This window comes from Sphingopyxis sp. BE259 (assembly GCF_031457495.1).
GTDB lineage: Bacteria > Pseudomonadota > Alphaproteobacteria > Sphingomonadales > Sphingomonadaceae > Sphingopyxis.
This window is the reverse complement of sequence record NZ_JAVDWM010000001.1, coordinates 2,777,822-2,798,848: the sequence shown is the minus strand read 5'-3', so window position 1 is coordinate 2,798,848 and position 21,027 is coordinate 2,777,822. Positions and strand designations below refer to the sequence as shown.

Annotated in this window: 19 protein-coding genes and 1 tRNA gene; all 20 read left to right on the top strand. The window is 66.5% G+C overall.

The annotated features are described in order from the left end of the window. Positions 1-32: 32 nt before the first annotated feature. The 20 genes from J2X44_RS13475 (at position 33) to J2X44_RS13380 (ending at position 20,857) form a co-directional block, all read left to right on the top strand. On the top strand, positions 33-1,565 hold the full coding sequence (locus tag J2X44_RS13475) for an acyl-CoA ligase (AMP-forming), exosortase A system-associated (RefSeq protein ID WP_310084963.1): 1,533 nt from the start codon (positions 33-35) through the stop codon (positions 1,563-1,565). Continuing rightward, a complete protein-coding gene (locus J2X44_RS13470; protein WP_310084960.1) occupies positions 1,562-2,791 on the top strand; it encodes a pyridoxal-dependent decarboxylase, exosortase A system-associated in 1,230 nt (409 codons plus the stop codon). The genes J2X44_RS13475 and J2X44_RS13470 overlap by 4 nt, the downstream gene beginning before the upstream one ends. A 172-nt stretch (positions 2,792-2,963) precedes the next feature. Further along, the gene (locus J2X44_RS13465; protein WP_310084957.1) at positions 2,964-3,620 is read left to right on the top strand and encodes an XrtA/PEP-CTERM system exopolysaccharide export protein; all 657 of its coding nucleotides are present in this window, start codon (positions 2,964-2,966) and stop codon (positions 3,618-3,620) included. A gap of 49 nt (positions 3,621-3,669) precedes the next feature. Beyond that, positions 3,670-5,217 (top strand): XrtA system polysaccharide chain length determinant, encoded by a 1,548-nt coding sequence (locus J2X44_RS13460; protein ID WP_310084955.1) that lies wholly within the window; start codon positions 3,670-3,672, stop codon positions 5,215-5,217. Between the two features lie 14 nt (positions 5,218-5,231). Further along, positions 5,232-6,254, top strand: coding sequence for a P-loop NTPase (locus J2X44_RS13455; protein ID WP_310084952.1), 1,023 nt, complete (start codon positions 5,232-5,234; stop codon positions 6,252-6,254). Further along, positions 6,254-7,969, top strand: a complete 1,716-nt coding sequence (locus J2X44_RS13450; protein ID WP_310084949.1) for a hypothetical protein — start codon at positions 6,254-6,256, stop codon at positions 7,967-7,969. The genes J2X44_RS13455 and J2X44_RS13450 overlap by 1 nt, the downstream gene beginning before the upstream one ends. Before the next feature lie 35 nt (positions 7,970-8,004). Continuing rightward, positions 8,005-9,276 (top strand): XrtA/PEP-CTERM system-associated ATPase, encoded by a 1,272-nt coding sequence (locus J2X44_RS13445; RefSeq protein WP_310084946.1) that lies wholly within the window; start codon positions 8,005-8,007, stop codon positions 9,274-9,276. Positions 9,277-9,321: 45 nt separating this feature from the next. Continuing rightward, positions 9,322-10,182 (top strand): XrtA system polysaccharide deacetylase, encoded by an 861-nt coding sequence (locus J2X44_RS13440; RefSeq protein WP_310084943.1) that lies wholly within the window; start codon positions 9,322-9,324, stop codon positions 10,180-10,182. Positions 10,183-10,199: 17 nt separating this feature from the next. Further along, positions 10,200-11,246 (top strand): FemAB family XrtA/PEP-CTERM system-associated protein, encoded by a 1,047-nt coding sequence (locus J2X44_RS13435; RefSeq protein WP_310084940.1) that lies wholly within the window; start codon positions 10,200-10,202, stop codon positions 11,244-11,246. Between the two features lie 5 nt (positions 11,247-11,251). Then, the gene (locus tag J2X44_RS13430) at positions 11,252-12,460 is read left to right on the top strand and encodes a TIGR03087 family PEP-CTERM/XrtA system glycosyltransferase (protein ID WP_310084938.1); all 1,209 of its coding nucleotides are present in this window, start codon (positions 11,252-11,254) and stop codon (positions 12,458-12,460) included. Further along, the gene (gene xrtA, locus J2X44_RS13425) at positions 12,457-13,935 is read left to right on the top strand and encodes an exosortase A (protein ID WP_310084936.1); all 1,479 of its coding nucleotides are present in this window, start codon (positions 12,457-12,459) and stop codon (positions 13,933-13,935) included. The genes J2X44_RS13430 and xrtA overlap by 4 nt, the downstream gene beginning before the upstream one ends. Positions 13,936-13,946: 11 nt before the next feature. After that, entirely contained in the window at positions 13,947-15,842 is a 1,896-nt protein-coding gene (locus tag J2X44_RS13420; protein ID WP_310084933.1) for an XrtA/PEP-CTERM system amidotransferase, read from the top strand. Positions 15,843-15,988: 146 nt separating this feature from the next. Beyond that, the gene (locus J2X44_RS13415) at positions 15,989-17,173 is read left to right on the top strand and encodes a GNAT family N-acetyltransferase (protein WP_310249311.1); all 1,185 of its coding nucleotides are present in this window, start codon (positions 15,989-15,991) and stop codon (positions 17,171-17,173) included. Further along, the gene (locus J2X44_RS13410) at positions 17,170-18,036 is read left to right on the top strand and encodes a cupin-like domain-containing protein (protein ID WP_310084928.1); all 867 of its coding nucleotides are present in this window, start codon (positions 17,170-17,172) and stop codon (positions 18,034-18,036) included. The genes J2X44_RS13415 and J2X44_RS13410 overlap by 4 nt, the downstream gene beginning before the upstream one ends. Positions 18,037-18,109: 73 nt before the next feature. Further along, a complete protein-coding gene (infA, locus tag J2X44_RS13405; RefSeq protein ID WP_120216844.1) occupies positions 18,110-18,328 on the top strand; it encodes a translation initiation factor IF-1 in 219 nt (72 codons plus the stop codon). 26 nt (positions 18,329-18,354) lie between these two features. Further along, positions 18,355-18,927 carry a Maf family protein gene (locus tag J2X44_RS13400; RefSeq protein ID WP_310084924.1) on the top strand — a complete coding sequence of 191 codons (573 nt, stop codon included), beginning with the start codon at positions 18,355-18,357 and terminating at the stop codon, positions 18,925-18,927. Continuing rightward, positions 18,920-19,903 (top strand): ribonuclease, encoded by a 984-nt coding sequence (locus J2X44_RS13395; protein WP_310084922.1) that lies wholly within the window; start codon positions 18,920-18,922, stop codon positions 19,901-19,903. The genes J2X44_RS13400 and J2X44_RS13395 overlap by 8 nt, the downstream gene beginning before the upstream one ends. Beyond that, positions 19,893-20,075: a DNA gyrase inhibitor YacG gene (locus J2X44_RS13390; RefSeq protein WP_310084919.1), complete on the top strand. Its 183-nt coding sequence runs from the start codon at positions 19,893-19,895 to the stop codon at positions 20,073-20,075. Before J2X44_RS13395 ends, J2X44_RS13390 begins: the two co-directional genes overlap by 11 nt. A gap of 96 nt (positions 20,076-20,171) precedes the next feature. Then, positions 20,172-20,247, top strand: a tRNA-Phe gene (locus J2X44_RS13385). Positions 20,248-20,311: 64 nt separating this feature from the next. After that, a complete protein-coding gene (locus J2X44_RS13380) occupies positions 20,312-20,857 on the top strand; it encodes a pseudouridine synthase (RefSeq protein ID WP_310084916.1) in 546 nt (181 codons plus the stop codon). Positions 20,858-21,027: the final 170 nt, after the last annotated feature.

The window sequence follows — 21,027 nt, the reverse complement described above, 5'->3', positions numbered from 1 at the left end:
GTCGCCCTCTATCACTTGACCCCTAACAGCCGATGACCACGCCCGAAAAGCCATCTTCGCGACCGATCGACCATCTCGCCCGCTGCGGCGCGCCGGATGCGGCTGCCCTGCTGACCGGTGACGCGGTGCTGACCTTTGCTGAACTTGACGCCAGCGTCGGTCGGCTGGCGGCGTGGCTGCTTGACCAAGCTGGCGCGCCGGGTGAGCGGGTGGCGAGCTGGAGCGCAAAGACGCGGGCGGCGTGCCTGATGCCGCTGGCGGCGGCGCGCGCGGGGCTGATCCATGTGCCGGTCAATCCGTTGCTCAAGGGGCCGCAGGTTGCGCATATCCTGACCGACAGCAGGGCGCGGCTGCTGATTACCAATGCGGCACGGACGGAGATGCTGGGCGAGGAATTGCCTGCGGGTTGCGCGGTGCAGGATTTGAAGGTCGCCGAAGAGGTGATCGATTCGGACGGACCGGAGCTGTCGCCGTCGGCCGCCGATCCGGACGAACTGGCGGCGATCCTATATACCAGTGGATCAACCGGGCGGCCCAAGGGCGTCATGCTCAGTCACGCGAATCTGTGGCTGGGTGCGGAAAGCGTCGCTTCCTATCTGAAGCTGTCGCCGGATGACCGGGTGCTGGCGGTGCTGCCGCTGAGCTTCGATTATGGGCAGAACCAGCTGCTTTCGAGCTGGTATACGGGCGCCGCGGTGGCGCCGCTCGATTATCTGACCCCGCGCGACGTTGTGAAGGCGGTGGCGCGGCACCGGGCGACGACGCTGGCGGGGGTGCCGCCCTTGTGGGTGCAACTGGTCGAGAGCGACTGGCCTGCCGATGCGGCGGTGCATCTGAAGCGCCTGACCAACAGCGGCGGGGCGCTGACGCCGTCGCTGATCGACGCGATGCGGGCGACCTTTCCGAACGCCGACATCTATCCGATGTACGGACTGACCGAAGCGTTCCGCTCGACCTATCTTGAACCAAAGTTCGTGGCCGATCATCCGACCTCGATGGGCCGCGCGATCCCCCATGCCGAGATTTTGGTGTGCCGACCCGACGGCACGATTACCGCCGACGAGGAGCCGGGCGAGCTGGTGCATTGCGGGCCGCTGGTCGCGCAGGGTTATTGGCAGGACGCCGAGCGCACAGTGGAGCGGTTCAAACCGGCGCCGCGTGCCTCCGAATATGGCGGCATGGCGGTGTGGTCGGGCGACACCGTGCGCCGCGACGCCAATCACCTGCTCTATTTCGTCGGGCGCGACGACGCCATGATCAAGACCGCGGGCAATCGCCTCAGCCCGACCGAGGTCGAGGATGTCGCGGTCGCGTCGGGGCTGATTTACGAAGCGGTTGCGTTCGGGGTTCCCGACCCGCGGCTCGGCGCGGCGATCATCCTGATTGTGCGCGGCAAGGGCGGGGTCGCCGACGAGGCGGGGCTGGCCGCCTATCTGCGCCAGAACCTGCCTAATTTCATGCAGCCGCAAGTGGTTGAATGGCGAAACGAACTGCCGCGCAATCCGAATGGTAAGCTCGATCGGGTGGCAATCGCCGCCGATTGGGCGCAGGCGGTAGCGACATGAAGCCGCACGGCCCGATCCCGCCCGGCTATGCGGCCGATGACGACGGGATGTTGCTGATCGGCGGCGACCGCGCCGATACGCTGGCCGATATGGCGGGCGACACGCCGTTGTTTGTCTATGACAGCGCAATGTTGGCGGCGAGGGTCGCAGCATGGCGTGCCGCGATGCCCGCCGAGGTGCAACTCCATTTTGCGATGAAGGCGAACCCCTATGCGCCGCTGCTCGCCTTTATGGCGCGGCTGGTCGATGGGTTCGATGTCGCCTCGGGCGGCGAACTCAAGGCGGCGCTGGCGAGCGGGATGGCGGCGGGCGACATCAGTTTCGCCGGGCCCGGCAAGCGCGACCGCGAACTGGAAGCGACGATCACCGCAGGCGCGACGCTCAACCTGGAATCGGCGGGAGAGGCCGACCGAGCGCTGTCGATCGCCAGCCGCCTTGGCCTCACGCCCAGCTTGGCGGTGCGGGTCAATCCCGACTTCGACCTGAAAGGGTCGGGGATGAAGATGGGCGGCGGCGCCAAGCCGTTCGGGGTCGACGCCGCCGAGGTTCCGGCGCTGGTGCGGCGCCTGATCGCGGCGGGTGCCGACTGGCAGGGTTTCCATATTTTCGCAGGGTCGCAGGCGCTTGATGCCGGTGCGATCGCCCATGCGCAGGCGCAGACGGTGGCGTTGGCGGCGCGATTGGCCGATGACATTGGCGCCACCCCGCCGCTGGTCAATCTGGGCGGCGGGATGGGGGTTCCCTATTTTCCTGGCGACACCGCGGTCGACGCCGCGGCGGTCGGGGCGGCGCTGGGCGAGACGCTCGCCGGGCGCGATGCGGCGCTCGCGGACAGCCGCTTTGCAATGGAATTGGGACGCTGGCTGGTCGCCGAGGCAGGCGTCTATCTGACCCGCGTCGTCGACCGCAAGACCAGCCATGGCGAGACATTTCTGGTCACCGACGGCGGGCTGCATCACCAGCTGGCGGCGAGCGGCAATTTCGGGACGGTGATCCGCCGCAACTATCCGATTGCAGTCGCCCATGCCTTTGGCGACGCGCCGACCGAAACCGTTTCGGTGGTCGGCTGCCTTTGCACTCCGCTCGACCGGCTGGGCGATCAGGTCGCGTTGCCACGCGCCGATGTCGGCGATCTGATCGCGATCTTCCAGGCGGGCGCCTATGGCGCGAGCGCAAGCCCGGCGGCGTTTCTGGGCCAGGGGCCGGCGCGCGAAATGCTCGTCTGATAGCGCCAAAGCTGTTCCTTAACGGGACAGGTTTGACGATGTGCTAGTCAAACTTACCGCAAGACTAACCCTATGTTCACCCTTTTCGCGCAAGGACGAAGCTGACGCAATGTCTGTCGTCGCGGCGAATTGGGCCGCGGCGATTGGCGGCGGCACGAAAGGTTGATGGATTATGGCTTCGTTCCCCTCGCTTCGCATCGCGCGCGCCGCGCTCGTCTGTGGCATCGCGGCGACCGCGCTGACCGGTTGCGCGAGCACCGGCGGCAGCGCGCCGCAGCTGCCCAGCGCGAATTTCGTGCAAAATCAAGAGGGACCGGGCGAGGAATATATCATCGGCCCGCTCGACGAGCTGCAAATCTTTGTCTGGCGCAACCCCGAACTCGGCGGCAAGGTCCAGGTGCGCCCCGACGGGCGGATAACCACCCCGCTGATCACCGACATGCCCGCGGTCGGCAAAACCCCGACGATGCTGCAACAGGACATCAAGCTCCAGCTCAGCCAATATATCACCGACCCGATCGTCAGCGTGATCGTGACGACGTTCAACAGCACCTTTTCGCAGCAGGTGCGCGTCGTCGGCGCGACCGAAAAACCGGCATCGATTCCATTCCGTGCCAACATGACCGTGCTTGACGCAATGATTGCAGTCGGCGGGCTGGGCGAATATGCCGCTGGAAACAAGGCACGACTCGTCCGTTTCGACAAGGGCAGTGGCAAGCAGCAGGAGTTCGGCCTGCGGCTGAACGACCTGATCAAGCGCGGCGATATCAAGGCCAATGTGCGGTTGCAGCCCGGCGATGTCATCATCATCCCCGAAAGCATGTTCTGACCCAGACCGGCCGCCCGCAAACCCATCTCCCAAGGATTGATTGCAACCGATGAACAGCCTTTACGACGAATTCCGGGTGGCGCTGCACAGCGTCTGGACGCGCCGGTGGCTCGTGCTGGCGGTGGCGTGGGGCATCTGCATCCTCGGCTGGCTGGCGATCGCGTCGATCCCCAACCGCTATGACTCGCGCGCCCGGTTGCTCGTCGACGTCAACGAAATCCTGCCCGACGACGCGCAGGGCGGTTCCTATGGCGGGCGCCAGCAGATCGACCAGATCCGCGAAACGCTGACCAGCGCGCGCAATCTGGAAAAGGTCGCGGCGACCACCGGCCTGCTCCCCGCAGGCGCGGGCGAGCGCGAAAAGGCGGGCGCTGTCGCGATGCTGCAAAAAAGCATCAAGGTCGTTCCGCAACAGGATAATATCTTTGAAATAACGTCCGCCATAGCGGTCGGCAGCCTGTCAGATGCCGACAATGCCAAGCTGGCGTCGGGGGTGCTCGACAGCCTGATCACGGTGTTCCGCGACGATCAGCTGCGGGGCGGCCGGATGAACGCCCGCGAAGGATTGAAATTCCTCGATTCGCAGATCGCCGACCGCGAAAAGGCGTTGCGCGAAGTCGAAGCCCGCCGTGCGGCGTTCGAGGCGCAGAACATCGGCCTGATCCCCGGCGGCGCCGGATCGCCGGCGCAGCGCGTCGAAGCGGCGCGCGCCGAACTCGGCCAGATCGATTCGCAGCTGGTGGCGGCGCAGGCGCAGCTTGCCGCTGCCAACGGCCAGCTTGCCTCGACCCCCGCGACGATCAATGTCCCCGGGATGGGCAGCGTCGGCGGCGGCGTCGCGCGCCAGCAACTCGCCGGGGCGCAGAATGAACTGTCGTCGATGCGCGCGCGCGGGCTGACCGACGCGCATCCCGACGTCATCGCGCTGAAAAGCCAGATTGCGTCGCTGAAAGCCATGGCGGACCGCGAAGGCACCGGCGGTGGTGGCGGCGGCAATTCGCAGAACCCGGCCTATGCCTCGCTCGCCGCGATGCGCGCCGAGCGCCAGGCGACGGTGAGCGCGCTGAATGCCCGCAAGGCACAGCTGAGCGGCGACATCGCGCGAATCACCAGCCAACAGATTCAAAACCCCGGCATCGCCGCCGAATATGACCGGATCAACGGCGAATATACCGCGTTCAAGGCGCAATATGACAAGCTCCTCGGCCAGCGTGAGCAGGTGCGGATGCGCGGCGACGTGCAGACCGAAACCGACGCAATCAAGATCGAGCTGCTCGATCCGCCGTCGAAACCGACCAGCCCCGCGGCGCCCAACCGGCCGCTGTTCCTGACCCTTGTCCTGCTCGCCGGGATCGGTGGCGGCATCGGCGTCGCCTTTGGCCTTGGCCAGGTCCGCACCAGCTATGCGACTGCGGGCAAGCTGGAGCGCGCCAGCGGCTTGCCGGTGATCGGATCGATCACCGAAGTGGTGACCCCCGAACGCCATGTCGAACGGCGCAAGCGGCTCGTCTGGCTAGCGAGTGGCGGCGGCGCGCTGGTCGGGCTCTACGCCCTGCTGCTGGTCGCCGAATTCATCCAGCGCGGCATGGTTGCGTGACGGGGGACGATGACATGAACGACCAACGCAAAGTCAAGCGCCCGCCCTCGCTCCTCGAACGCGCGGCCGATATGTTCGGCCTCGATCCCGCCGCCAATGCGCCGACGATCGACGTATCGAACCTGCCGCCCGAACCGCCCAAAAAGGCGAAGAAGGCGGCGGCAGAGCCTGTCGCCGAAGTGCTGCCGCCCGAAATCCTGGAATCCGTTGCCGAGGCGGCGCCCAAGGTCGAAACGGCACCAACGCCAAAACCGTCGCCGCGCAAGGATGTTGCCAAGGCAGCGCCTGCGGTGGTGCCGACGCGGCAGGGAACGATCGACCGGGCGCGGCTTGCGTCGCGCGGAATGATCGTGCCCGGCACCCCGGTCACCGGCATTTCGGAAGAATATCGCATCGTTAAGCGCGAGCTGATCCGCAATTTTGGCGGCGTCGGCAATCGTCCGATCCTGCCGCGCGGCCACCGCGTGCTGATCGCGTCGGCCAATCCGGGCGAGGGCAAGACCTTCTCCGCGGTCAATCTCGCGCTCAGCCTGGCGGTCGAGGCCGACCATGACGTGCTGCTGATCGATGCCGACATCGCCAAGCCGAGCGTGCTTGCCGCCTTGGGGCTGGACGATGGTCCGGGGCTGATGGATGCGCTCGCCGATCCGCACCTGCCGCTCGGCGATTGCCTGATCCAGACCGATATTCCGGGGCTGAAGGTGATGCCGGCGGGCACCGGCCATATGCACGACACCGAACTGCTCGCTTCGGCGCGGACCGAAACGCTGCTCGCCCAGCTCGAACAGGGCGCGCCGGGCCGCATCCTGATCATCGATTCCCCGCCGGTGCTGGCGGCGTCGCCCGCCGCGGTACTCGCCGGACATGTCGGCCAGACGATCATGGTCGTGCGCGCCGACGAAACGCTCGAATCCGCGCTGCGCGACGCGATCGGCCTAATGGGCGCGTGTCCGCATATCCAGCTGCTCCTCAACGGAGTGAAATATTCGCCGGGCGGTCGCCGCTTTGGCACCTATTACGGACAGGGAGGCGCGTGATGCGCACCACCACAATTTCCCGTTCAGCAGGCGCGCTCGCCGCGTTGCTGCTCGCCGGAACCGCGACGGGCGCGCACGCCCAATTTTCGGGCGATCCGGGATCGGGCAGCGGTGAACCGTCATCGGCCAGCGCCCCCGCATCCGAACCGGGCCGGTCGGCCAAGCGCGCCGAAGCGCGCCGCAGCCAGCGCCAGGTCGATGTCAGCCCCTATCTGGAGGTCGGCCAGGTGCTGACCGCCGACCTGAAAAATGGCGGCGACGTCCTGACCTATACCAATGTCGCGGTCGGCGTTGATGCGGCGATCGTCACCAACCGCGCCGAACTGGCGGCGACGGTGCGTTACGAACATCGCTTTGGCTGGGGCAGTGACAGCGGCGATTCCGACACGATCAGCGGGCTGGCCCGCGGCAGGATCGAGGTTGCGCGTGGCCTGAATCTGGAGGGCGGCGCGCTTGCGACCCGCACCCGTGCCGATAACCAGGGCGCCGACAGCGGCCTGTTCATCGGTGACGCCAGCAACGTCGCCAACCTCTATTCGGTCTATGCCGGACCGACCTTTACGCGCCGTATCGGCGGGCTGGATGTCGGCGCAGGCTATCGCTTTGGTTACACCAAGGTCGATGTCGACGAACCGGCGATCCTGTCGCCGGGGTCGCAGCCGCAGGACATTTTCGACAGTTCGACCAATCATGTTGCGTGGGCCAGCGTCGGCGCGCGCCCGGGCGACCTGCCCTTCGGCTGGCAGCTTTCGGGCGGTTACGAGCGCGAAGATGCGAGCCAGCTCGACCAAAGGTTCGAAGGTAAATATGCCCGCGCCGACGTGACGATGCCGATCGGGCCGACCGTCGCGCTGCTTGGCGGCGTCGGCTATGAGGACATCGAGATCGGTCAGCGCGATCCGGTGGTCGATGCGAACGGCGTGCCGCTCCGCGACGCCAACGGCCGCTTCATCACCGACAAATCGACCCCGCGCCAGCTGTCGTTCGACACCGACGGGCTGATCTGGGACGCCGGGGTGATGTGGCAGCCGAGCCGACGCACCTCAGCGACCGCCAGGGTTGGCCGCCGCTATGGCGACACCATCTATACCGGCAGCTTTTCCTATCGCGCCGACCATGCGACGACGATCCAGGTTGGCGTTTATGACGGGCTGTCGAGCCTGGGCCGCGGCTTGTCGGGCGGATTGGCGGCATTGCCGACGCAGTTCGACCCGACCCGCAATCCGATCGGCGGCGCAATCAATCCGTGCGTATTCGGGCAGGAAGGCGGCGGGTGCCTCAACAACCAGCTCGGCAACGCGACCTCGGCGCAATATCGTAGCCGCGGGATACAGGCGACGATTGGCTCGCGCTTTGCGGGCTGGAGCTATGGCGTTGGCATCGGATATGATCAGCGCAAGCTGCTCGCGCCGCTGCTGTCGCCGATCGCCAGCCTGAACGGGATCAAGGACGAAAGCTATTATCTGTTCCTGTCGGCGGGGCGCCAGCTCGACGTCGATTCGGACCTGAGCCTGTCGGGCTATGTCAATTATTTCGACAATGGCGCGCCCGGCGCGGGGGATGTCCAGTCGGCCGGGCTGTCGGCGGCCTATTCGCGGCGCTTCTGGCGCGGGCTGACCGGCACCGCGGCGGCCAGCCTCAACGCCTTTGATCAGGACGGCTTCAACAGCCAGCTTATTGGTTCAGCTTTGGTGGGACTTCGTTACAACTTCTGACGTGTGGGACCCTTTGGGCAACAGGAATACAAGCGATGTACGATCAGTTCTATGGTTTCACCGGGCGTCCGTTTCAGCTGACGCCAGACCCGCATTTCTACTTCGAAAGCGGCACGCACCGTAAGGCCATGTCCTACCTTGGCTATGGCCTCGCGCAGGGTGAGGGCTTCATCGTCATCACCGGCGACGTCGGCGCGGGCAAAACGACGCTGGTCGGCCATCTGATGAACACGATCGACCCCAACCGCCTGACCGCGGTCAAGCTGGTGTCGACGCAGGTCGAGGGTGATGATCTGCTGCGCCTGGTCGCCGAACAGTTCGGCCTGGAGTGGGAAGGGCAAAGCAAGGCCGAATTGCTGCGCTCGATGGAGCAATATCTGCGCGAACAGGCGCGCGCCGGGAAGCGCACCCTGCTGATCGTCGATGAAGGGCAGAACCTTGCCATTTCGGCGCTCGAAGAGCTGCGGATGTTGTCGAACTTCCAGCTCGGCGGCCACTCGTTGCTGCAAATTTTCCTGCTTGGCCAGCCCGAGTTTCGTCAGACCCTGTTCCATTCGCCGACGCTGGAACAATTGCGCCAGCGGGTGATCGCGACGCACCACCTCGACCCGATGGAACCCGAAGAGGTCGAACCCTATATCCTCCACCGCCTGAGCAAGGTCGGCTGGACGGGCAACCCCAGCTTCAGCCCCGACGCGTTCGAGGAAATCTTTGACTATAGTGAGGGCGTGCCGCGCAAACTCAACGTGCTGGTCAGCCGCCTGCTGCTCTATGGTGCAGTCGAGCAGATGACGCGGATCACGGCGCAGAATGTTCGCTCGGTTGTCGGCGAGATCGAGGCCGATCGCGGCATCGATGCATCGACGCTGGCGCCGCTGCCGGTGGATGATGTCGTGGCCGCCGCCGCGGTTGCGGTCGCCCCGACGTCCGCACCCTTTGCCGCGCCGACGCCCGCCAACGAAACTGCGCTCGAATGGCCGCAGCGCGCCGCTGAGCCGGCCGCCGACGGTCGCGGCCCTTTTGCCGTCCCCGCCGATCCCGCGGACGCCGTCATGCTGACGCCGCCCGATCCCAGCGCGGACGAGATTTTGGAGCGCATGGCGGCAGCAAAGTCTGAGGCTTCGGCCTCGTTGGCGATTGATCCCGAACAGCTGGCGGCGCTGGAGGCGCAGATCACGTCGCTCGAAACGCGGCTGGTCGAACAGGATGCGGCGCTGCGCCGCGTGCTCGATCTACTGATCGAGTGGGTCGAGCGCGATCCCGAAAATGCCCCGAACCCGGCGACGTCGCGGACCTGGGCGGCCTGACAGCCGCCGCGAAATCGGTTAGTCTGCCGATGAAGGTGAGAAAAGATGCAGAACGGCCTGTCGGTCGATGTCGAGGACTGGTTCCAGGTCGGCGCCTTTGAGCGCACGATCGACCGCGCCGACTGGCCGACGCTCGAGTGCCGGGTCGAGGCGAATTGCGACGCGGTGCTGCAAATTTTCGCCGATGCGGGCGTCAAGGGCACCTTTTTCACGCTGGGCTGGGTCGCCGAACGCTATCCGGCGCTGATCAAGCGGATCGTCGGCGCGGGGCATGAACTGGCCAGCCATGGCTATGACCACAAACGCGTGTTCAACATGACCGCCGACGAATTTGCGGCGGACCTCAAAAGGACGCAGGCGATCCTGGAAGATCTGGGTGGGGTTGGGGTACGCGGCTACCGCGCGCCGAGCTTTTCGGTCGATACGCGCACGCCATGGGCGCACGCCGTCCTTGCCGAACAGGGCTACGCCTATTCGTCGAGCGTCGCGCCGGTGGTCCACGACCATTATGGCTGGCCGCAGAGCCCGCGCCATGCGTGGCGACCGCTGGCCGATAGCGAGCTCGTCGAATGGCCGGTGACGACTGCGCGCTTTGCCGGGCGGACCCTGGCCGCGGGCGGCGGCGGCTTTATGCGGATGCTGCCCTATAGCTTCACGCGCTGGGCGATCGCGCGAATGAATGCCGAGGGGCATCCGGCGATCCTCTATTTCCATCCGTGGGAGATCGACCCCGGCCAGCCGCGCGTCGCCGATGCACCAATCAAATCGAAAATTCGCCATTACAGCGGCTTGTCGGCCATGGCTGGCAAGCTGAAAAAACTGCTCGCCGATTTCGAATGGACGCGCGCCGACGCCTTGCTGCCCGCGCAGCAACAGCGCGCCGAGCCGTGGCGCGCCGCGGCGTGAATGCGCCGACGCGTCCTATGACGCAGGATTTTTCCGGGGCGCCGCTGTCCGATGCGGCGGCGTGGGATGCCTATGTCGCAGCGCATCCGCAGGCGACCCCATTTCACAGCCGTGCGTGGTGTGAGGCGATCACCGCGGCGACCGGGCATCGCTGCCACTTGGTGACCGCACGCGATGCGGGCGGGGCGCTGACCGGGTTGCTGCCGCTGCACCATATCCGCTCGCCGCTATTCGGGCAGGCATTGGTCGGCAGCGGCTTTGCTGTCGATGGCGGCATATTGGCCGATAATCCGGCGGTGGCGGCGACGCTGGCCTATGGCGCCGCGGGGATGGCCAAGTCGCTGGGGGTGCCCTCGGTCGAACTGCGCGGCGGACCGCAGCCCGATGGCGACGGCTGGCGCCGCGAAGCGGATGTTTACGCGGGCTTTGCGCGCGATCTTTGCGGTGACGACGACGCCGAACTGCTCGCGATCCCGCGCAAGCAGCGCGCCGAAGTGCGCAAGGTGCTCGACGGCGGCTTGACCGTGACCACCGGGCGCGATGCCTCGGAACGGCGCGACCATTACCGCATCTATGCGACCAGCGTCCGCAATCTGGGCACGCCGGTTTTTCCGAAGAAGCTGTTCGATGCGGTGCTCGATGCGTTCGGCGACGGCGCCGACATTTTGACGGTGCGCCGGAACGGCAAACCTGTCGCCAGCGTGCTCAGCCTGTATTGGCGCGGCACGGTGATGCCCTATTGGGGCGGCGGGACCGCCGACGCGCGGCGGCTGCGCGCCAACGAACTGATGTATTTCGCGCTGATGCGCCATGCGCGGGCAAAGGGCTGCACGCGCTTCGACTTCGGGCGGTCAAAGATCGGCACCGGACCCTATAGCTACAAGAAGAATTGGGGGTTCGAGCCGCAGCTGCTGGTCTATGCGCGCTGGCTCGCGCAAGGAGAGACGCCGCGCGATACCAATCCGAACAGCGCCAAATATCGGCTGCAGGTCGATTTGTGGAAAAAGCTGCCGCTGTGGGCGGCGAACCGGATCGGGCCGCTGATCGCGCGCGGATTGGGGTGATCCGGGTGAAGCCCGAAATCCTGTTCCTCGTGCACCGCGCGCCCTGGCCGCCCGACCGCGGCGACCGGATTCGCAGCTGGCATATGTTCGAGGCGTTGGCGAAGCTGGCGCCGGTGCATGTTGCGGCGCTGGCCGACAATGCCGATGACGCCGCAATCGCGCATGGCAAGATGGCACCGTTTTGCAAGAGCTTAGCGATCGAAGTGCGGAATGCCTCGCGTCCGGTGGCATTGGGCCAAGCGATCCTGCGCGGAGAGCCGGTGTCGAGCCGACTGTTTAAAAACGCCGCGTTGGCCCGCCATGTCGAGGCGCTGGTTCGCGCGGGTGGCATCACCCATATCGTCGGTTTCTCGGGCCAGATGGCGCAATATCTGCCGAGCGATTTCGGCGGCCCGGTGTTGATGGATTTTGTTGATGTCGATTCGGCGAAGTTCGCCACCTATGCCGAGCAGGACAAGCGCCAGCCGCTAAACTGGGTGCATGCACGCGAGGCGCGGGTGCTCGGCGCCTATGAGGCAAAGATTGCGTCGCGCGTCGACGCCAGCCTGTTCGTCAGCGAGGCGGAAGCAGCGTTGTTTCGCAGCCGCAGCGGGCTGGGTGCAGACAAGGTGCATGCGGTCGAAAACGGCATCAACACTGCACGGTTCGACCCGGCGCTGACCTTCGACCCGGTCGATGCGGGTTCCGGGCCGCTCGCGGTGTTCACTGGTCAGATGGACTATCGCCCCAATATCGACGCGGTGCGTTGGTTCGCCGTCGAGGTCTTGCCGCTGATCCGCCAGCAGCACGCAAACGTGCGTTTTGCGATCGTCGGGCGAGCGCCGAGCGACGAGGTGCGCGCGCTGGCGAGCCTGCCTGGAGTGATCGTCACCGGCGAGGTGCCCGATGTGCGGCCCTGGCTCGCCGCTGCCGATGCGGTGGTCGCGCCGCTGCTGCTGGCGCGCGGGGTGCAGAATAAATTGCTCGAGGCGATGGCGATGGCGCGCCCGGTGGTCGCCAGTGCGGCGGCTGCCGAAGGAATTGACGCGGCGGCAGGCGAGCATCTGCTGGTCGCCGACGATGCCGCGGGCATGGCCGCGGCGGTGGGTTCGCTATTCGACGATCGCGCCGCCGCCGCCAGAATGGGGCTGGCGGCCCGGACCCAGATGATCGCGCGCTATGGCTGGGACGCGCGGTTGGCGCCGCTCGCTGACCTGCTGGGACAATCCGCATGACGTTGTGGCAACGCCATTTGGGCGCACTGACGCTGCTGTCGGCCGCGATCCTCGTGATCTTCTGGCGCGATGCCGCCGATATGGCGGGCATCTGGTGGCACAGCTCGACCTTTACCCATTGCCTGCTCATGGTACCGATGATCGGCTGGCTGGTGTCGCAGCGGATCGATCTGCTGCGCCCGCTGACCCCCGCCTTTTGGTGGCCCGCGCTCGTCTGGATGGCGGGGGCGGGGCTGGTGTGGCTGGTCGGCGAGGCCGCGGGGGTCGGGCTGTTCCGCCAGCTTGGGCTGGTGCTGCTGCTGCAGGGCGCGGTCGCCGCGACCTTGGGCGAAAAGCTGGTGCGCGGATTGTTGTTTCCGCTGGGCTATGCGCTGCTGCTGGTGCCGTTCGGGGAGGAACTGGTGCCGCTGCTCCAGACCTTTACCGCGCATATCAGCGTTGTCCTGCTCCAGCTGTCGGGCATTTCGGCCGAGATGGAAGGGGTGTTCATCACGACGCCTGCGGGCTTCTTCGAGGTTGCCGAGGAATGTTCGGGGGTCAATTTCCTGATCGCGATGCTCGCCTATGCGGTGTTTGCGGCGCATCTGTGTTTCCGCAGTTGGACGCGGCGAATCGTTTTCGTCGCCGCGGCGCTGGCAACGACGATCTTCGCCAATGCGCTGCGCGCCTATGGCACGATGGTCGCTGCCGAAATCTGGGGGATCGAGGCGGCGGGCGGCATCGATCATATCTTTTATGGGTGGATTTTCTTCGGGCTGGTGATTGCGATCGTGATGCTGGTGGCGCGACGCTGGTTCGACCGCCCCGCGAACGATGTCGCGGTCGATGTGACGGGGCTGGACGGCGCGCCGCGCTTCGCCGGATCGGCCAAGACTGTGTTGCCCGCGGCGCTGGCGATCCCGCTGGTCTTTGCGGGATGGGCGATGCTGATCGGCGGGCGCAGCGTGCCGTTGCCCGACACCATGGTCGTCGAGGCGCCCGCAGGATGGCAACCGGTAGCCGCCGAAAGCGTGGCATGGACGCCGCGTTTCGACGGCGCCGACCAGCGACTGTTGCGGCACTTTGTCGATGCCAAGGGGCGCAGCGTTGCGGTGGCGATCGGTGGCTACGAGCGCCAAGCCGAGGGACGCGAGATCGTCGCTTTCGGGCAGGGCGCGATCGACCTCGACAGCCAGTGGGCGTGGAGCGCGTCGCTGCCCGCCATCGACGGCGCCAAGACCGAACGGTTGCTGCACCCCGGCCCGGTGCTGCGCGATGCGGCGACCTGGTATGTCGTGGGCGGCGGTGTGACCGGCGATCCGCGCCGCGCGAAGCTCGCGGGGCTGAAGGCGCGGCTGCTCGGCGGCGACCCGCGCGCCTTGTCGCTGATCGTGTCGAGCGAAGCGGGGCAGGGCGGGCGCGATGCGATCATCGATTTTGTTTCCGCGTCGGGTGGAGCCAAGGCCATGGCTGACCGCGCCTTGAAAACCCGCTAAACGCCAAGACCATGTGTGGGATCGCGGGCATCTATCATCTGGAAACGGCCAAGCCGGTCGATCCGGCACGGCTGCGCGCGATGCTGTCGCCGATGCAGCATCGCGGGCCCGACGGGGCGGGCGAATGGACTGCGCCGGGCGTCGGGCTGGGCCATTTGCGCCTGTCGATCATCGACGTCGAGGGCAGCCCGCAGCCGATGGCGAGCGACGACGAGGCGGTGACGCTCACCTACAACGGCGAAATCTACAATTTCCGCGAGTTGCGTTCCGAACTTGAGGATCGCGGCCACCGGTTCCGCACCAGCGGCGATACCGAGGTGATCATCGCGGCGTGGCGGCAATGGGGGCCGGATTGTCTGTCGCGGCTGAACGGCATGTTCGCTTTTGCAATCCACGACCATCAGCGCGGCTGCCTGTTCCTGGCGCGCGACCGGCTGGGAGTGAAGCCGCTGCACTTTGCGCGGCTGTCGGACGGGTCGGTAGCGTTCGCGTCGGAACTGAAGGGGCTGCTCCGCAATCCGCTCTTGCGACAAGAAGCGAACCTCACCGCCATCGAGGACTTCTTGGCTTTCGGTTATGTCCCCGATGACAATTGCATCGTCGCGGGCGTCGAGAAGCTGGCCGCGGGGAATTATTTGCTGCTCGAACGCGGCAAGCCGGTGCCGCCGCCGACGCGCTGGTGGGCGCCCGATTTTTCCAAGCGCATCCGGGCGAGCGAAGGCGAGGCGGCGGAGCATCTCGTCCATCTGATGCGCGCCGCGGTGACCGACCGGATGGTCGCGGATGTGCCGCTCGGCGCCTTTCTGTCGGGCGGGGTCGATAGCAGCTCGGTCGTTGCCTTGATGGCCGAGGCGAGCGCAAAGGCGGTCAAGACCTGCACCATCGGTTTCGACCAGGCGGCGCTCGACGAGACCGCATACGCCCAGCAGATCGCCGAGCGGTTCGCGACCGATCACCGAACCCGCACTGTATCGCCGGGTGATTTCGGACTGGTCGACACAATCGCCGACCATTTCGACGAGCCCTTTGCCGACGCCAGCGCGCTGCCGACGTACCGCGTGTGCGAACTGGCGCGCGAAGAGGTGACGGTGGCGCTGTCGGGCGACGGCGCCGACGAGGCGTTTGCGGGCTATCGCCGACTGGTGTTCCAGCATCAGGAAGAAAAGCTGCGCGGGCTGATCCCTGGATTTATGCGCCGCGGGGTGCTCGGCCCGCTGGCGAAGCTGTGGCCGCAAATGGACTGGGCGCCGCGCCCGCTGCGCGCCCGTGCGACGCTCGCCAGCCTGTCGAAAAGCGGGGCGGAGGGTTATGCCGAGGCGGTCGGGGTGACGGGCATCGCCCAACGCTCGCGCCTTTTCAACGACGCGGCGCATCATGCGCTGGGCGATCATGTCGCCGAGGCGCGCTACTGGAGGGCGATGGCCGACGCGCCGGCGCGCGAGCCGCTCGACCGCGCCCAATATGCCGATCTGATGATCTGGCTGCCCGGCGACATTCTGACCAAGACCGACCGGATGAGCATGGCGGTCAGCCTGGAGGCGCGCGAACCGCTGCTCGATTACCGGCTGATCGAATTCGCCGCGAGCCTGCCCGCGTCGATGCGGGTCAAGGGATCGACCGGCAAGGCGATTATGAAGCAGGCGATGGAACGCTATCTGCCGCATGACATCCTGTATCGGCCCAAGATGGGGTTTGTGACGCCGGTGTCGCAGTGGTTCCGCGGGCCGCTGGTCGAGCAGGCGAAGGGGCTGGCGACCTCGTCGACGCTGGCGCGGTCGGGCTGGTTCGACATGGCCGAAATCGAGCGCATCGTCGCGGCGCACCAGTCGGGGCGGCGCGATCATGGCCGATTGATCTGGCAGTTTTTCATGCTGGAAAAGTCACTCGCGAAATTGTTCGGAATTTGAGGATGATTCGTCGCCCCCGCGAAGGCGGGGGCCGCTGTAGGTTTACGCCGCGAAGCAGGAATAGGCCGATTGCGGCCCCCGCCTGCGCGGGGGCGACGGCAATTTCAGCCACCCCATTTTAACGCTTCCCTGCTAACCTCCACCCGATGACGGTGCACCCCGCCTTTCCCGCCCAGGCCGCGCCCGCCGCCCCGTTGACCGTCCGGGTCGTCGACCCGCTGGCGTTGTCGGACGAGCTGGCGGCGGCGTGGGACCGGCTGGCGGCGGAGGCCAGCGAGCCCAATCCCTTTGCCGAACGCTGGTGCCTGCAATCGGCGCTGCACCTGCTTGATCCCGAACGCAGGGCGCGACTGGTGATGGTTCGCGATGGCAGCGACGGGCCGGTGATCGGGATCATACCGATCGCGCTGGCGACGCGTTATGGCCGCCTGCCGCTGCGCCATGTCAGTGGCTGGGCGCATCCCAATCATTTCCATGGCGCCCCACTGGTGCGCGCTGGCTTCGAAAGCCTGTTCTGGTCGATCCTGCTCGGCTGGTGCGATGCAGCGCAGTGGGCGCGCACGCTGCTGCATGTGCCGCGCCTGACCGAGAACGGCCCGCTGCATCGCGCGCTGGTCGATGTCGCACGGGTGCGCGGGGGCGAGGCCGAGGTCGTTCACCGCGAGGAACGCGCGCTGCTCGCCAGCGACCTGTCGCCCGAGGATTATTGGGACGCCGCGGTGCGCGCGAAGAAGCGCAAGGAACTGCGGCGGCAAGCGAACCGGCTCGCCGAACAGGGTGCCGTGACGTTTCGCCGCTGGCAGGCGGGCGAGGCGATTGAGCCGTGGATCGATGCGTTTCTCGACGTTGAGGCGCGCGGCTGGAAAGGTCGTGCCGGGTCGGCGCTCGCGAGCCATAGCGATACCCAGGCGTGGTTCCGCGCGACCATCGGAGGCGCCGCCGACGCGGGACGGCTCGACATGCGCGCGCTCGATCTGGACGAGCACCCGCTCGCGATGCTGATCAACTTCCTCGCGCCGCCGGGCGGCTTTTCGTTCAAGACCGCATTCGACGAGGATTATGCCCGCTTTTCACCCGGCGTGCTGTTGCAACAAGCCAATCTTGATCTGCTCGACGATCCGGCGATAGCGTGGGTCGACAGCTGCGCCGCGCCCGACCATCCGATGATCGACAGCGTCTGGCGCGAGCGCCGCGCACTGGTCTGGGTCAACGCCGCGCTGTCCGCCCCTGCCGACCGGCTGCGGTTCGCGATGCTGACGCGGGCGGAACGGTTCTGGCGGCGCCGCAAGGGTGCCCCCGCGTCCGATAATGCGATAGAAAGCCCGACATGACTGCCCACCAGCCGATCGCCGCGCCCGTCTTTCCGCCCGCCACGCTGGCGGCGATGGCGGCGCTGTATCCGCAGCAGGCGGGGCTGCTCCACCATCATCTGCCCGACCATCCGTTGCTGTCGATCGAGGCGCTGGCAGAGCTTGGCGAAGGCCTGCCGGCGAGCGAGGTCGAATATAATCCGGGCAATGTGCCGATCGGCATCCGCCCCGAAGACGTGCCGTCGAACGGCCTGTCGATCGGCGAGACGATCCGCACCATCGATACGAATGGCAGCTGGGCGGTGCTCAAGAATATCGAGAATGTTCCCGCCTATCGCACGCTCCTGCTGGACCTGCTCGGCGAACTCGAGCCGGTGGTGAACCCGCGCACCGGCGCGATGCTGACGCCGCAGGGGTTCATCTTCATCTCGTCGCCGGGTTCGATCACGCCGTTCCACTTCGATCCCGAGCATAATATCCTGCTGCAACTGCGCGGGACCAAGGTGATGAACGTCTGGCCGTCGGGCGACGAACGTTTTGCGCATCGCCGCGAACATGAGCGGTACCACACTGGCGGTCATCGCAACCTGCCATGGGCCGAAGTCTATCGAGACGGCGCGCAGCAAGTGCCGCTTGGCCCCGGCGACGCGGTGCTGATGCCGGTGATGGCGCCGCATTTCGTCGCCAATGGCGATGCGCCGTCGATCTCGCTGTCGATCACCTGGCGCAGCGAATGGAGCTATCGCGAAGCGGAGGCGCATGCGGCCAATGCGGCGCTGCGGCGTATGGGGCTCGATCCCGCGATGCCGCCGCGTTGGCCAAGCTATGCCTGGGCCAAGACGGTGGCCTGGCGGATCGCGCGAAAGCTGCGGTTCGTCGAATGACAGACCGCTTTCCATTGCCGCAATTTGCGGCTATGGGCGCGCATCCTTTGATAGCGAAACCCTTTGAGGACTGATGGCGAAAGAAGAACTTCTGGAAATGCGCGGCCAAGTGGTCGAACTGCTGCCCAACGCGATGTTTCGCGTCAAACTGGAAAACAACCACGAAATTCTGGGCCACACGGCCGGGAAGATGCGCAAGAACCGCATCCGTGTGCTGGTCGGCGACGAAGTGCTCGTCGAACTCACCCCCTATGACCTGACCAAGGGTCGGATCACCTATCGCTTCAAGTGAGCGGCGCGGTGGATTATCCCGCGCCCATGCCGGTTTTGGTCCTCGCGTCGACATCGCCGCGGCGGCGTGAGTTGCTGGCGCGGATTGGCGTGGTTCCGGCGCGTATCGCGTCCCCTGACATCGACGAAACGCCGCTGAAGGCCGAGCTGCCGCGCGACTATGTCGCGCGGCTCGCCAAGGGCAAGGCGCTGGCGGTCGACCGCGCGCCGCATGAGGTGGTGCTGGCGGGCGACACGACCGTTGCGATCGGGCGGCGCATTTTGGAAAAGCCCACCGACGAAGCCGATCTGCGCCGGATGCTGGCGTTGTTGTCGGGGCGGCGCCACCATGTCTATTCGGGGCTGTGCGTCGTCGGCACCGACGGCAAGCCGCGGGTGCGCGTCGCCGACACCGTCGTCGCGTTCAAGGTGCTGAGCGCCGCCGAGATCGACTGGTATGTCGAAAGCGGTGAGGGCATGGGCAAGGCGGGTGGTTATGCGATTCAGGGCCGCGCCGAATCTTTTGTCCGCTTCCTGTCGGGCAGCCATTCGAATGTCGTCGGCCTGCCGTTGTTTGAAACGCGCACGCTGCTGACCAGCGCTGGCATCGCGCTTGGCTGAGTGGCTCTATGAGGCCGGGATCGGCGAGGCGCGCGCGGCGCTGATCGACGGCGACGAAATCCTGGAAGCGCGGATCGAGCGCGAGGGCGCCGGGCCGCGGGTCGGCGCGATTGTTGCGGCGCGGCTGGTCGAGGCCGGGAAGGCGCCGCTGGTGGCGCTCGACTGGCCCGGCGCGCCAATGGCCTCGCTGACCGGATTGCCGCCCGCGACGTCGATCGGCGCCGCGCTGACGGTTGAGGTCACCCGCATGAGCCTGCGCGAGCGCGGCCGCGACAAGCCGGCGCGGGCGCGGCTGGCCGAGGTCGGCGCAGCGATCGGCGATGGCCCCGATCTGCACACCCGCATTGCCGCGAGCGGCCTGCCGGTAACCGACCTGCGCTCGACCGATCCCGACCGGCTGGAGCAGGCCGGCTGGTCCGAATTGATCGACCATGTCCGCACCGGCCACTGGCCGTTCGATGGCGGCGCGCTGTGGGTCGATGCGACGCCCGCGATGGTGCTGATCGACATCGATGGCGACGGCGACGCGCTGGCGCTGGCCAAGGCGGGCGCCAAGGCCGCGGCGGGGGTGATCCGCTGCTGCGACATCGGCGGGTCGATTGGCATCGATTTTCCTTCGGTGCCTGATCGTGCCGGGCGCCATGCGATCGACGCCGCGGTCGATGCGGCGCTACCGCAGCCCTATGAACGCACCGCGGTCAACGGCTTCGGGCTGATGCAGATTATCCGCCGCCGCGATCGTCCGTCGCTGATCGAACAGGTCGTGCTTGATCCCATCTCCACCGACGCGGCGCTGCTGCTGCGTCAGGCCGAGCGCGCGGTGGGAACGGGGCTGTTGACCCTGACCGTGCGGCCCGCGGTGATCGATCATGTTGCAGCCCATCCGGCGTGGATTGCCGCCCTGCAAAACCGCACCGGCCGTCCTGTTCAGCTGACCCCCGACGCCGCCAGCAAAGGAATTGGGCATGCCCAGTAGATCGCCGCGCTGTCCCCTCTGCGGCAAGCCGCGCGAGGCGGAATTCAAACCCTTTTGCAGCCGCGGTTGCCGCGACCGCGACCTGCTGAACTGGTTCGGCGAGGACTATCGCGTGCCCGCCGCCCAAGCGCCCGACGGCACCGCCGATAACGACCGTTTCGACGACGACTGACGCCGAAAAACCGGCATCACAAAGCCACTGGACAGGACACAAAGCCCTGCCTATAGCCGCCGCTCGCCAGCGCGGCCATCGGGTCGCAGCGGCCCAGCCCGGGTAGCTCAGTTGGTAGAGCATGCGATTGAAAATCGCAGTGTCGGCGGTTCGAACCCGTCCCCGGGCACCATTTTCCTGATAGGCATCGGCAGGATTGGTCGCGCCCGTGGTGCGGCGTGGCGGGGAGAAAAACCGTGGGTCGCATCATCCTGTTCAACAAACCCTATGGCGTACTGTCTCAGTTTACCGATCGCAGCCAGCCCGAGGCGCGCGCGACACTGTCCGACTATATCGATGTGCCGCACGTCTATCCCGCCGGGCGGCTCGACCGCGACAGCGAAGGCTTGCTGATCCTGACCGACGATGGCGCGTTGCAGGCGCGCATCGCGTCGCCGCGGCACAAAACGCCCAAAACCTATCTGGTTCAGGTCGAGGGTGAGCCCGATGCGGCGAGCCTCGACCGGCTGCGATCCGGGGTTGATCTGAACGATGGCCCGACCCGGCCCGCCGAGGCCCGGCGCATTGCGCCGCCGCCGCTGTGGGCGCGCGATCCGCCGGTGCGATATCGCAAGAGTGTCGCCGACAGCTGGCTGGAGATCGTCATCACCGAAGGGCGCAACCGTCAGGTGCGGCGGATGACCGCCGCGGTCGGCTATCCGACGCTACGGCTTGTGCGGTTGCGGATAGGGGCATGGGATCTGGGCGACCTCGCGCCCGGCGCGTGGCGCGAGATCAAATAGGGCCGTCGCAGCCCTTTTTCAGACCATCAAGCGCGTTTTTTGTTGCAGTGCAAACTGTTGCTTTTCGGTCACAAATCGCGAGAAAATCGGCTGGAAACCGCGGCGCCGCGTTGACGCGGCGGCGGGTTTTATTACAGCGGGCGGTTCCGGTGGGGCATCTCCCTCTTTGG

Bases quoted from the DNA above. Each gene is read 5' to 3' on its own strand.
- J2X44_RS13475 (WP_310084963.1), top strand. From the start codon at position 33: ATGACCACGCCCGAAAAGCCATCTTCGCGACCGATCGACCATCTCGCC.
- J2X44_RS13470 (WP_310084960.1), top strand. From the start codon at position 1,562: ATGAAGCCGCACGGCCCGATCCCGCCCGGCTATGCGGCCGATGACGAC.
- J2X44_RS13465 (WP_310084957.1), top strand. From the start codon at position 2,964: ATGGCTTCGTTCCCCTCGCTTCGCATCGCGCGCGCCGCGCTCGTCTGT.
- J2X44_RS13460 (WP_310084955.1), top strand. From the start codon at position 3,670: ATGAACAGCCTTTACGACGAATTCCGGGTGGCGCTGCACAGCGTCTGG.
- J2X44_RS13455 (WP_310084952.1), top strand. From the start codon at position 5,232: ATGAACGACCAACGCAAAGTCAAGCGCCCGCCCTCGCTCCTCGAACGC.
- J2X44_RS13450 (WP_310084949.1), top strand. From the start codon at position 6,254: ATGCGCACCACCACAATTTCCCGTTCAGCAGGCGCGCTCGCCGCGTTG.
- J2X44_RS13445 (WP_310084946.1), top strand. From the start codon at position 8,005: ATGTACGATCAGTTCTATGGTTTCACCGGGCGTCCGTTTCAGCTGACG.
- J2X44_RS13440 (WP_310084943.1), top strand. From the start codon at position 9,322: ATGCAGAACGGCCTGTCGGTCGATGTCGAGGACTGGTTCCAGGTCGGC.
- J2X44_RS13435 (WP_310084940.1), top strand. From the start codon at position 10,200: ATGACGCAGGATTTTTCCGGGGCGCCGCTGTCCGATGCGGCGGCGTGG.
- xrtA (WP_310084936.1), top strand. From the start codon at position 12,457: ATGACGTTGTGGCAACGCCATTTGGGCGCACTGACGCTGCTGTCGGCC.
- J2X44_RS13420 (WP_310084933.1), top strand. From the start codon at position 13,947: ATGTGTGGGATCGCGGGCATCTATCATCTGGAAACGGCCAAGCCGGTC.
- J2X44_RS13415 (WP_310249311.1), top strand. From the start codon at position 15,989: ATGACGGTGCACCCCGCCTTTCCCGCCCAGGCCGCGCCCGCCGCCCCG.
- J2X44_RS13410 (WP_310084928.1), top strand. From the start codon at position 17,170: ATGACTGCCCACCAGCCGATCGCCGCGCCCGTCTTTCCGCCCGCCACG.
- infA (WP_120216844.1), top strand. From the start codon at position 18,110: ATGGCGAAAGAAGAACTTCTGGAAATGCGCGGCCAAGTGGTCGAACTG.
- J2X44_RS13400 (WP_310084924.1), top strand. From the start codon at position 18,355: ATGCCGGTTTTGGTCCTCGCGTCGACATCGCCGCGGCGGCGTGAGTTG.
- J2X44_RS13390 (WP_310084919.1), top strand. From the start codon at position 19,893: ATGCCCAGTAGATCGCCGCGCTGTCCCCTCTGCGGCAAGCCGCGCGAG.